The organism is Nocardia sp. NPDC051030, from assembly GCF_040683015.1.
Taxonomy (GTDB): Bacteria; Actinomycetota; Actinomycetes; order Mycobacteriales; family Mycobacteriaceae; genus Nocardia.
Map to the genome: position 1 here is coordinate 124,497 of NZ_JBFBCD010000012.1, position 11,713 is coordinate 136,209.

The following is an 11,713-nucleotide window of genomic DNA, read 5'->3' on the forward strand; positions in this document are numbered from 1 at the left end:
TGCGGACCCGGAACCGATCAAGCGATGTCGGCGGTGAGCGGCAGTTCGTTCACGGACGTGCCGACGTGCAGGGTGAAGGTCCCAGGCTCGATAGCCCAGCCCTTGGCCGTCCAATGCTCGAACGAACGTCGCGGCAGTTCGATTGTGGCGGTGACGGATTCACCGGCTGCGGCCTCGACGACTGCGAAGCCCGCCAGCCAACGCACCGGCCTATCCACGGCGCTGCTCTCGCGAGACAGATACGCCTGCACCACCTGTCGACCGGGCCGGTCGCCGGTATTGCGCACGGTAACGGTGGCAGTACGCCCCGACACCTTCAGATCTTCCAGCCCCCAGCTGGTGTATCCCAGCCCATGGCCAAACGGATACGCCGGTGCCACACCCGATTTCAGCCACGCCCGATACCCAATGTGAATACCCTCCCCGTAGGGCAGCGAATTGTCCGCCCCCGGCTTGGTATCCAACACCGGCACATCGGCCATCGTCTTAGGCCACGTCGTAGGCAACCGCCCACCCGGCTCGGCCGCCCCGGTCAGCACATCCGCCAGCGCCGACCCGAATTCCTGCCCCGGGAACCAGCTCAGCAGCACCGCCGCGACATCATCCCGCCACGGCATCTCCACGGGCGACCCGGAATTCACCACCACGATGGTCCGCGGATTCACCACGGCCACGGCGGCAACCAACTCGTCCTGACGCCCCGGCAGTCGCAGATCCTTCCGGTCGAAGCCCTCGGACTCGATCTGCTCGGTAGTCCCGACCACAATCACCGCAACCTCGGACTTGCGCGCCAATTCCACCGCGGCAGCGAACTCTTCGTCATCCGCGCGACGAGGACGCCCCACCGCGAACGTCAACCCCATGGCGGGCAGCCCCGGCGCGGGAACCAGCTGAATGCGCACATCCACCTCGTCACCCTCAGCGAGCGTGCGGGTAGCGAACCGCTGCGGCGGATTCAACAGCATCTCGACCGGATCGCTCCCCTCCGGCAGAACGGTCTCCTCGACCAGCTTCTCGCCGTCGATCTCGAGACTCAGCGTCCCGACTCCCGCCAGTCCGATCCGCCACTTCCCCGACACATCCGCACGCAGCCGCCCACGCAGCTCGATAGCATTGGCAGCCATGGCATTCGGATTACCGAACAGCATGAGACCGCCCGCAGTCCGATGCTCGACATCCAACACGGTCTCACCATCGAGGTACCGCAACGCCAGTCCCGGCGTCCCGGTCTCAGGATCGGTAACCAGATCCAGCGGCACCGGAATCAAAGCATCGCTCAGATGCACCCCCGGCGTATAGGCCACCGTCAGCGCCTCGGACAGCCCCGCCAGCGGCGAAGTCGTATGCGCCGGAATAACTGTCGCACTACCACCACCCATAAACCGAGGTTCAGCAGCAGCGGACCCGAGCAACGCGACCCGCGCATCCCTCCGCAATGGCAACGTCCCATCATTCGACGCCAACACCATCGCCTTGGCCGCCGCCTCCCGCACCACCCGCTGCGCGGCCGCATCGGTGAAAGCCGGTACCTCCTGCGGCGTCCCGTTCAACGCACCGACCCGAACCGCGAATCGCAGTATGCGCCGCACCTTCTCGTCAATGGCCGACTCCGGCACCTCCCCCTTCCGCACCGCCTCCTCCAGCGGCGCACCCCACAGCTCCCAAGGCCCCGGCATGGCAAGATCATTCCCCTTGGCCGCGCCACCAGTGGAACGCACTGCGGTCCAATCGGATACGACAACCCCGTCGAACCCCCACTCACCCTTGAGCGGCTCGTCGAGCAGATCGTTCTCAGTCATAGTGGTGCCATTGACCGAGTTGTAAGCGGCCATGATCATCCAGGCCCCCGCCTGCACCGACCGCTCGAACGGATACAGGTACAGCTCACGCAACGTGCGATCGTCCGCAATGACGTCGGCGGTAAATCGCTCGGTCTCGGAATCATTGGCCACATAATGCTTCGGGCACGCACTCACGCCATGCGCCTGAACCGCCCGCACATAGGCGTCGGCAATCTCGGCGGTAAGCATGGGATCCTCGGAAAAACACTCGAAATGCCGTCCGCCCAGCGGAGATCGATGCAAGTTGATGGTCGGCCCCAGTACCGCATACACATCCTTACGGCGAGCCTCAGCCGCAATCAACGCACCGATCTCGGTCAGCAGCTCACGATCCCAGGTAGCGGCCAGCGCAGTCCCCGAAGGCAAGCTGACCGAGGGATCCCGCTCGTCCCACAGCTCCCCGCGCACCCCCGAGGGCCCATCCGACACCGGCATCTCAGCCAGCCCGATGCTGGAGTCCCCCGCGAACCGGAAGAAGTTCGACCCCGAAATCAGCTTGATCTTGGCCGCCAAATCCAGCTTGGCGAGCAGTTCATCGATCAGTTCGTTCATGCCAGCTCCCTCCAGAATTTCACCAGTTCCGCGCACACCTGTTCCGGCACATCCTCATTCGGCACATGCCCGCTGCCGTGGAAAACCGCCGTCCTAGCCCCCAGCTGCTCAGCGAACTTCTCGTGGACCTCCGGCGCCCACAGATCATTGGTGTCGCCATAGGCAACCAGCAGCGGCACCCCGGCGTCACGCAGCTCGGCGGGATCCTTCACCGGCGGCTGCTCCATCACCTTCAGAATGCCGAGAATATTCGCCTTCTTCGTCTCCAGAATCCGCGTATGCAGAAACTCGGCCCGACCCGCCGGAAACTCGAGCCCCCCACTGGCGATAGCAGCACTCATCTGCTGCCAAATGACTTCCTGCCCACCCGCTTCCACCTCCTGAGCCACCAGCTGCGGCGGCGGAAAATTGATGTCCTCCACCGAAGATGGCCCCGAGGCAAGCAGGGTAAAGCTGCGGAACCGCTCCGGCCGGGCAATCACAGCCACGCGCGACACATACCCACCGAACGAATGCCCGACAAGCTCAACAGCCGCATCCGGCGACACCTGATCAACAGCCCCCAGCAGATCCCCCACAAAGTCGTCCATCGTGTACCCGGAAATATCCTCCGGCCCCTCGGACTGCCACTGCCCCCGCTGGTCATAAGCAACCGCCCGATACCCAGCCTGAGCCAGCACCGGAAGCATCCCCTCGAAGTCCTCCTTGGACCCCGTGAACCCCGGCACCAACACCACGGTCCCCCGAACCTCCACCCCCGTAGGCGGCACAGCCTCCCACGCGGCGAGCGTCCCCGCCCCGCCCCCCAACGTCATCGGTGTGATCGGGATCCGAGCCATCGCCATTCCTTCCCTCGTACGGCCATGTACGGCTGGCACGAGTGTGCCAGCGGATCCCCAGTTTACCGAGCACTCACTCGGTACTGTTATCCCTTCGTTACCCAGGAAGGATTTTGCCTGCTCACTACACATGACTACTGTCGCACTTCATGACGCCGCAACGCCGCACCCGAGGCGAAGCCCGCCGAGAGCAGATCATCGACGAGGCCCTCAAGGCCTTCGCCGACAACGGCTACCGCAGTGCCTCCATAGCCGAAATCGCCGAACGCTGCGGCCTCTCCCAGCCCGGCCTCCTCCACTACTTCCCCAACAAAGCCGCCCTCCTGGCCGCAGTCCTCGAATACCGAGACCGCCTCGACTACGACCGCTTCGGCTTCGACCGCAACCTCCGAGGCAAAGCCGCCCTACAAAAAATGGTCCAACTGGTAGAACACAACGAACACGTCCCCGGCCTAGTCCAACTCTTCACCGTCGTCACCAGCGAAGCGGTAACAGTCGACCACCCGGCGCGGGATTGGGTAGTCAACCGCTACCGCCTACTCCAGGCCTACCTAGTCAAGGTCCTCGAAGACGGCATAGCCGACGGCGAATTCCGCCCCGACATCAACACCGCTGCCCACGCCCGCCAGATCTTCGCGATGATGGATGGCCTTCAGCTGCAATGGCTTCTGGACCCGGAGCACGTGGACATGCCCGCGTTGTTCCGGACGTACATCGACGAGCTGATTGCTTCGATTTCGTAGAGGGAAAAGACGAAAAGACAAGAGATACAAGACAAAAGACAAAGACGCCTGGACAAGAAGGGACAAAACAAGAGATACAAGACAAGAGCAAAGACCAACCCCAACGAGCAGCCCGAAACGCCCGGCATGGCCCCACCGTCCGCCCGACACGCCCAGCGCGCGGGGTGGAACTCATCGAGGGGGGACATGAGGCTGGTGTAAACGGACAAAACCCCGGCTCATGTCCCCCCTCGATGAACAGGCCGGGTCGACACGCTGCGACACGCCGATGCCCGCCCCCTGTGTCCCTGGCTGAGGTATCTCGAGTCTTGTGCTCGAGTTCTTTCCTCTCTTTCTCGTCCAGGCGCCCTTGTCTTTTGTCTTGTATCTCTTGTCTTTTGGGGTTTGGTCCCGGAACGGGACCACAACCTTCCAGCCAGGCCGGGACGAGAGGAGACGGCTCCTGGCTGGGGAGCCAACGTCGGGTACGGCAGGCGGCGCCACCACGCGATATCCGTACTGCCGTGCGCTTGGGACACGAGCGACCGAGACGCTGGTTTTGACCGGTGCGGTTAATGACAGCGATGGCCGCAGGCCGAGCCGACCCAGCAAAACGCGAACGCCCGTGCCGCCGACAGGGGGTGTCGGCGTCACGGGCGGTGACGATGCGGGAATGTTCAGATATTGGCGCAGGCCAGCGCGGCGGTGCGTTGCGCGGTGGTTCGGCGGTGGAACCATGCCGCGCGCGCATCTCTCTCCTCGCGGACCCGGATCCGGGCTTTCGCCAGCGCCAACTGCTCTTTGGAGTGGTGGCGGTGATTGACTCTGGGTGTACCGGTCGGATCGATATGCGCCGGTGCGATCCACGCGGTACGCCCCGGGAACTGCGAATCGGCACCGAGTTTCACTGTTTTCCAGCCGTCGGGGCCGTCGTTGACCAAGGCATGGCAGTGATCGCACGCAAGAGTGAGATTCTCGATGTCCGTCACGCCGCCGTCGGCCCACTCCGACACATGATGCACCGCAGTCAAAGTGGCCGGGGCGTTGCAGCCGGGCCGGGTGCAGCCCCGCTCGGCGGCGATCAACGCCAGGCGCTGTGCGGGGTTGGCCAGGCGCTGCCCACGTCCCAGGTGCAGCGGCATACCCGCGTGATCGAACAACGCCAGGAACGGCAACGCCTTCTCCGCGAGCTTCAGTGCGGCCGGAATTGATACCGTGCCACCCGAGGCCGTGGTCGCCACACCAGCCGCGGACTCCAACTCGGCCAACGACATGGTGACGACGGTCGAGACCGGCAGTCCGCGATGAGACCCGAGTTCGGTGGGTCCCATTTCCGGGCGCAGCAATGCCTGCAACGCATCGTGATTGCGTTGCGCGGCACTGCGGTGATCACGCTTGGCGGCCTGTTCGACCTGCTCACGCGGCACCGAATCATCCGCGATCCACGGGCTTTGCGGGTCTTCCGGGTTGCACATGCCCGGGCGTGCCAGCTTCGCGAACACCGGATCGAGCAGCGCGCGCAGGGTCGGGGTGAGTTCACCCTTGATCGGAGACATGCCATCGGCACGCTGGCGCCCGATCACCACCCCACGCAGGCGAGCACGGTCGGAGTCGTCGGTGAGTGTGCCGTCCGGATCCAGGTGATCGAGGATCCGCGCACCGACCTTCACCAGGTCATCCGGGCTTGCGGAGCGCGCCAACTCCACGAGGATCTGCTCGGCGGCTTCGCGGTCTTCACGCGGGATCAGGTGTGGGATCCGGTCGGTGATCTTCGCGATCACCCGGGCGTGATCGGCGGAGATCTCCCCGGCGGCTTGCGCGTTCGCGGTGTGCGCGAGCATCGGCGCCAACGCCCGCCCGCTCACGTCATGCCAAGTCCCAAGGTGCTTGGCGGCGTTCACCCGTGCGATGGCATCGGCATGGGACAGGCGCAGGGTCTCTTCCAGGAACCGTACCGGTGAGCCCGCGCCCACGCGCTGCGGCAGCGACCGCTCACAGGCTTCGACCAGCAGTCGGTGTCCGAGCGCGGCCAGTTGGCGTGTGCTGGTTTCGATCTCGTGCAGCAGTGCGGTGATGTCGGCTTCGGGCAGGGCGGTGAGGGAGGTGTCGAGCAGGGCATTCACCGCGGTGGCCAGGTGGCTGGCCTCCGGTGCGGTGGATGTTTCCTGGTTCGAACTCATGTGCTAATTCTACCGCGAATGATCAAGCAAGAGAAGCGAATACAGCATCTGATCTGCGGATATTCAGACAATCTCGTTGTTCGCAACCGGCCTGTTCATCCACAACCATTCGTGGCGTTTGTCCTCATTTCATGGCAGGTTGTGGACGGCGGGAGGCATACCAGGCCAACAGTTCCGGCGAATCCACGGCAGTCGGGTCAACGACCGTGGTTGGATCGGCGCCCTGGAGTAAGCGTTTCAGGGGCACCTCGAGCTTCTTGCCCGTACGGGTGTGGGGAATACCTGGGGCTTGGATGATTTCGTCGGGGACGTGGCGGGCGGATACCTCGGCGCGGATAGTGGCAGTGATTCGATGCTTCAAGGCGTCGGTGAGTTCTTGTCCTGCGGGCAGTACGACGAACAGCGGCATCCAGTAGCCGCCGTCGGGTTGTTCAACGCCGAGGACCAGGGCTTCGGCGATTTCCGGGAGTGCTTCCACCGCTTGGTAGATGTCGGCGCTGCCCATGCGGATTCCATTGCGGTTCAGGGTGGAGTCGGAGCGGCCGTGGACGATGATGCTGCCGTGGTCGGTGCGGGTGATCCAGTCGCCGTGTCGCCAGGTGCCCGGGAACATGTCGAAGTAGGCGGCGCGGTATCGGGAGCCGTCCGGATCGTTCCAGAATTTCACCGGCATGGAGGGCATAGGTTTGGTGATTACCAACTCCCCCACTGTGTTTCGAACCGGCCGCCCGGATTCGTCCCAAGCGTCGAGGGCGACGCCAAGGTAGGGGGCGGAGAGTTCGCCGGGCCAGACCGGAACAGTGCGAGCACCGCCGATGAAGGCGGAGACCACATCGGTCCCGCCGCTGATCGAAGCGACCGGGATGTGTGCGCCGACGTGGTCGCGGAGCCAGAGGGATGACGAGGCGGGCAGGGCCGCACCGGTGATACCGATCAGGCGCAAGGCCGACAGGTCATGGGCCACAGACGGGAATGCACCCGCCTTCTCGCAGGCGAGGACATATCCGGGGCTGGTGCCGAGCACAGTGGCCTCGATGCGAGCGGCCATGGCCCACAACGCATCCGGGGCCGAATATGCCGGACTGCCGTCGTAGCAGACGATGGTGGCTCCGACGAGCAGACCGGCGACCTGGAAGTTCCACATCATCCAGCTGGGGCTGGTGTACCAGAAGAAGGTGTCTTCGGCTCCGATATCGGATTGCAGCGCAATGGCTTTGAGGTGTTCCAGCAGCACGCCGCCGTGCCCATGGACAATGCCCTTGGGCTTGCCGGTCGTGCCGGACGAGTAAAGCACCCACAGCGGGTGCTCGAACTCCACCGCCGTGGTCTCGAGAACGGCGGCCTGCGGGTCGAGTGCTTCGGTCGCATCGTCCCAGTCGAGCGCGTCCGGAACCTCGAACCCGAGCCTGGACACCACAATGGTGCCGCGCAGACTGGTCAAACCCGCACGCAGAGAAGCTATCTCATCCCGCTTGTCATGCGCCTTGCCGCCATAGCGGTAGCCGTCGGCGGTAATCAGCACCGTCGGTTCCAGCTGGCCGAGCCGATCCAACGCGGCCGTCGCGGTGTAGTCCTGCCCGCACGCGCTCCAAATGGCACCGATGCTCGCGGCGGCAAGGAATGCGATCACGGCCTCGGGAATGTTCGGCAGATAGCCGACGACCCGATCCCCCGGCCGCACACCGAGCTTCCGCAGCGATCGGGCCAGTACTGCGGTGCGAGAAAGCATTTCCGTCCACGACAGCTCGCGAGGTGGCGTGTCCTCGCTGATGGCGATGATCGCAGGCCGGTCCGTGCGGGCGTGCCGCACCACCTGGTCGACGTAGTTCAGCTGGGCTCCGGGAAACCATCGGGCGCCCGGCATGCCATTCCCGGTCACCACCTCAGCCGGGATCGTGCCGAGGTCGAAGTATTCCCACACCGCCCACCAGAATCCAGCGATATCGTCGACCGACCACTCCCACAGTGCCTGATAGTCCGGCGCGTCGATGCCGAAGCGCTGCTCCACAAATCGCGTGAAATCGGTGATCCGAGCCGCCGCGATATCGCTCTCACTCGGCGTCCACTGCGCCGCCGTCACCGGCGAGGTCACCTCGATCATCGGGCGCTCCATCCGCCGTCCATGGTGTACGACGCGCCGGTCACCATGCGCGCCGCATCGGAGGCGAGCCAGCCGACCAGCGAGGCCACCTCCTCGGGCTCCACGAGTCGCTTGATGGCGCTCTCGGTCAACATGATTCGCTCCACCACTTCCTCCTCGGCGATGCCATGCGTGACGGCCTGATCGGCGATCTGCTTGTCCACCAGCGGCGTTCGCACATACCCCGGGCTGACGCAGTTGCTGGTCACGCCGTGCGGTCCACCCTCGAGCGCCGTCACCTTGGACAACCCCTCGAGCGCGTGCTTCGCGGTGACATACGCGGATTTGTATGCCGAGGCCCGAATCCCATGCACCGACGAGATATTGATGATCCGTCCGCGCCCTTGCTCATACATGTGCGGCAGCGCCGCGCGAATGAGCAGGAACGGCGCTTCCACCATGAGCGCGAGCAACTTCCGGAATTGCTCCGGCGGGAAGTCGACGATCGGATTGATGCTCTGCACACCCGCGTTGTTCACCAGAATGTCGGTGTCGAGGCGGAGCTCTTCGAGGGCGGTGACGTCGAGAAGGTCTACTTCCCAAGCCTTTCCGCCGATCTCCGCCGCCACCGTCTTGGCTCCCACACCGTCGATATCGGCGACGGTGACCTCGGCCCCGAGGGTGGCGAGCTCTCGCGCACAAGCCGCCCCGATCCCGCTCGCACCGCCCGTGACCAGGGCGGTGCGCCCAGCTAGCTCACCCTTCGTCATGCACTCACTACCTTCCGATCAGCTTCTGCCGCCAGGATTTCCGCATCGGCGCGGTCGATATCCAACAGGGACGCGCCATTGGTCTCCCGGACGAAGAGCACCGCGACCACCGTGATCGCGCAGGCCCCGGCGAGATACCAGGCGATCGGCACCGAGGATCCGTAGGTGTTCAACAGCCGCACCGCGATGATCGGCGCGAGCGATCCGGCCACGATCGAGGTCACCTGATAGCCCAGGGACACACCGGAATACCGCATGCGGGTCGGGAACATCTCGGCCATGATGGCGGGCTGTGCCGCGTACATGAAGGCGTGGAACACCAGCCCGATAATGATGGCGGAGAGGATGACCGCATTGTGCTTGCTGTCCATCATGGGGAAGGCGAAGAAGCCCCAGGTGCTCGCGGTCAGCGCGCCGATCAGGTAGATCGGCCGGCGACCGAACCGGTCACTGAGCCGTCCGGCCAGCGGGATCACCGCGAAATGCACTGCGTGCGCGGCCAATAGCCACCACAGGATGACCTTCGTGTTCGCACCCACGTGCACCTTGAGATAGGTGATCGAGAACGTGACCACCAGGTAGTACAGGATGTTTTCGCCGAAACGCAGTCCCATGGCGGTGAAAACGCCGCGCGGGTACCGCTTCAGCACCTCGATGGCACTGATCGAGGCGGCCTTCTCCTGTTCCGCGATCTTCTGCGCGGCAAGAAAAATCGGCGCATCGGTGATCTTGGTGCGCACGTAGTAACCGATCAGCACCACCACCGCCGACAGCCAGAAGGCGACGCGCCAGCCCCAGGACAGGAACGAGGCGTCCGACAGCGTGGATGTCAGGACCAGCAGCACGACCGTGGCGAGCATATTGCCGAGCGGCACGGCGGCTTGCGGCCACGATGCCCAGAATGCGCGACTGCGGCTCGGACTGTGTTCTGCCACAAGCAGAACCGCGCCGCCCCACTCACCGCCGACCGCGAAGCCCTGTGCGAATCGCAGCACCACCAGCAGCGCCGGGGCCAGATAGCCGACCTGGCCGAAGGTCGGCAGGCAGCCCATGAGGAAGGTGGTCGCACCCACCAGCAGCAGGCTCAGCTGCAAGAGCTTCTTGCGCCCGTACTTGTCCCCGAAGTGCCCGAACACCAGTCCGCCCAGCGGCCGCGCCGCGAAGCCGACCGCATAGGTCACGAACGCCGCGAGAATGGCGTCCAGATCGCTGGTCCCCTTGGCGAAGAACACCTTGTTGAAGACCAAGGTGGCCGCGGTGCCGTAGAGGAAGAACTCGTACCACTCGACGACGGTGCCCGCCATGGAGGCGGCCACCACCCGGCGCAGCCCCGCGAGCCCGGTGGTGGACTCTGCTTTCGACGGCTCGGGCTCGTCAACGCGAACGCTCATCGCGCAACTCCTAACGCTCGGGCCGCAGCACCCCTCATTGATGTGATGCGGCCCACAAATTCGACTGCGTCAGAGTATTCGTGCAGATACTTCTGCCCGCAATGCCCAACTTCGCAGCCCATATCTGCGAATATGCAGAAATGAGCGTGACCTCCGCCACTCCCCGGCCGAACCCCGATGACCTGCTGGTCCTGCTGGCGGTGGGCCGCACGGGTCGATACATCTCGGCCGCCGAGGAGCTCGGGATCAACCACACGACCATCTCGCGCCGCATCGCCGCCTTGGAAAACGCACTGGGCGGTCGTGTCCTGACCCGCGGTTCCGGCGGCTGGGAGTTGACCGACCGGGGGCGGGAAGCCTTGGTGGCGGCCGAGGCGATCGAATCCGCCGTGCGCTCACTGACTTCGGACACTCGCACCCTCGAGGGCGTGGTCCGCATGTCCGCGACCGACGGGTTCAGCGCCTACGTCGCGCCCCGCGCCATCGCCGGAGTCCAGCGCCACCACCCCAAGGTCGCCGTCGAAATCGTCGCCGCCACCCGCCGCGCCTCGCTGCAACGCACCAGCCTGGACATCGAGGTAGTGGTCGGCAAACCCCAGGTCGGCCGGGCCCAAGCGTTCCCGCTGGGCGACTACATTCTCGGCCTCTACGCCTCGGACACCTACCTGGCCGAACACGAAGCCCCCGCCACAATCGCCGACCTGACCGGCCACCCCCTCGTCTACTTCATCGACTCCATGCTCCAGGTGGACGACCTGGACCTGGCCCCCAGCTTCGCCCCCAAGATGCGCGAATCCATCTCCTCCACAAACGTTTTCGTTCACGTGGAAGCCACCCGGGCCGCCGCGGGCCTGGGCCTGCTCCCCTGTTTCATGGCGGACCGCCACCCCGATCTGACCCGGATCCTCCCGGACGCAGTGGCCGTGCGACTCACCTACTGGCTCGTCACCCGCTCCGAAACGCTGCGCCGACCGGAGGTGGCCGCCGTGGTCGAGGCCCTGCGCGCCGAGGTCCGCGCCCAGCGCGCCGAGCTCATGGGCACCGCCCGCTGAGCGTCGATCGGCGAGTGGCTATAGTCCGGCAACCGACCTCGAATGAAACCGGTGTCACAACACGACGCCGCAACCTGTGGTCTGATATGTGCCAATTGCCCTAAGAATCGATGTTCCCTCGGCTTTCGCATCGGTCCGCTAACGCGCACCGGAGGTTGCCGAGTCCGTCGGTATCACTACACCCGCGGGCTCGATGTGAGAGGAACGCAGTACTCGGATGGATAGGGTTCGTCGTACCGTTCGAGAGCGTGTTCGTCGCAGGTCGGGTAGCCCGCTCTTCGCGCAG

At 64.8% G+C, this 11,713-nt stretch carries 8 protein-coding genes; 2 read left to right on the forward strand and 6 right to left on the reverse strand.

The window, feature by feature from the left end:
- Positions 1–17 precede the first annotated feature (17 nt).
- Positions 18–2,393, reverse strand: coding sequence for a glycoside hydrolase family 3 C-terminal domain-containing protein (locus tag AB0N05_RS34655; RefSeq protein ID WP_364702025.1), 2,376 nt, complete (start codon positions 2,391–2,393; stop codon positions 18–20).
- Positions 2,390–3,364 (reverse strand): alpha/beta hydrolase, encoded by a 975-nt coding sequence (locus tag AB0N05_RS34660; RefSeq protein ID WP_364702027.1) that lies wholly within the window; start codon positions 3,362–3,364, stop codon positions 2,390–2,392. Before AB0N05_RS34660 ends, AB0N05_RS34655 begins: the two co-directional genes overlap by 4 nt.
- Positions 3,365–3,381: 17 nt before the next feature.
- Between AB0N05_RS34660 and AB0N05_RS34665 the strand changes: the two genes are divergently transcribed.
- Positions 3,382–3,975, forward strand: a complete 594-nt coding sequence (locus AB0N05_RS34665; RefSeq protein ID WP_364702030.1) for a TetR/AcrR family transcriptional regulator — start codon at positions 3,382–3,384, stop codon at positions 3,973–3,975.
- A gap of 656 nt (positions 3,976–4,631) precedes the next feature.
- Here the strand turns inward: AB0N05_RS34665 and AB0N05_RS34670 are convergent.
- The 4 genes from AB0N05_RS34670 to AB0N05_RS34685 form a co-directional block, all read right to left on the reverse strand.
- Positions 4,632–6,134 (reverse strand): DUF222 domain-containing protein, encoded by a 1,503-nt coding sequence (locus AB0N05_RS34670; RefSeq protein ID WP_364702034.1) that lies wholly within the window; start codon positions 6,132–6,134, stop codon positions 4,632–4,634.
- A gap of 124 nt (positions 6,135–6,258) precedes the next feature.
- On the reverse strand, positions 6,259–8,235 hold the full coding sequence (locus tag AB0N05_RS34675; RefSeq protein WP_364702037.1) for an acetoacetate--CoA ligase: 1,977 nt from the start codon (positions 8,233–8,235) through the stop codon (positions 6,259–6,261).
- A complete protein-coding gene (locus AB0N05_RS34680; protein ID WP_364702040.1) occupies positions 8,232–8,984 on the reverse strand; it encodes a 3-hydroxybutyrate dehydrogenase in 753 nt (250 codons plus the stop codon). Before AB0N05_RS34680 ends, AB0N05_RS34675 begins: the two co-directional genes overlap by 4 nt.
- A complete protein-coding gene (locus tag AB0N05_RS34685; RefSeq protein WP_364702042.1) occupies positions 8,981–10,375 on the reverse strand; it encodes an MFS transporter in 1,395 nt (464 codons plus the stop codon). The genes AB0N05_RS34680 and AB0N05_RS34685 overlap by 4 nt, the downstream gene beginning before the upstream one ends.
- Positions 10,376–10,515: 140 nt before the next feature.
- Here AB0N05_RS34685 and AB0N05_RS34690 point away from each other — a divergent pair, with 140 nt between their 5' ends.
- Positions 10,516–11,427, forward strand: coding sequence for a LysR family transcriptional regulator (locus AB0N05_RS34690; RefSeq protein WP_364702044.1), 912 nt, complete (start codon positions 10,516–10,518; stop codon positions 11,425–11,427).
- The last annotated feature ends 286 nt before the right edge of the window (positions 11,428–11,713 follow it).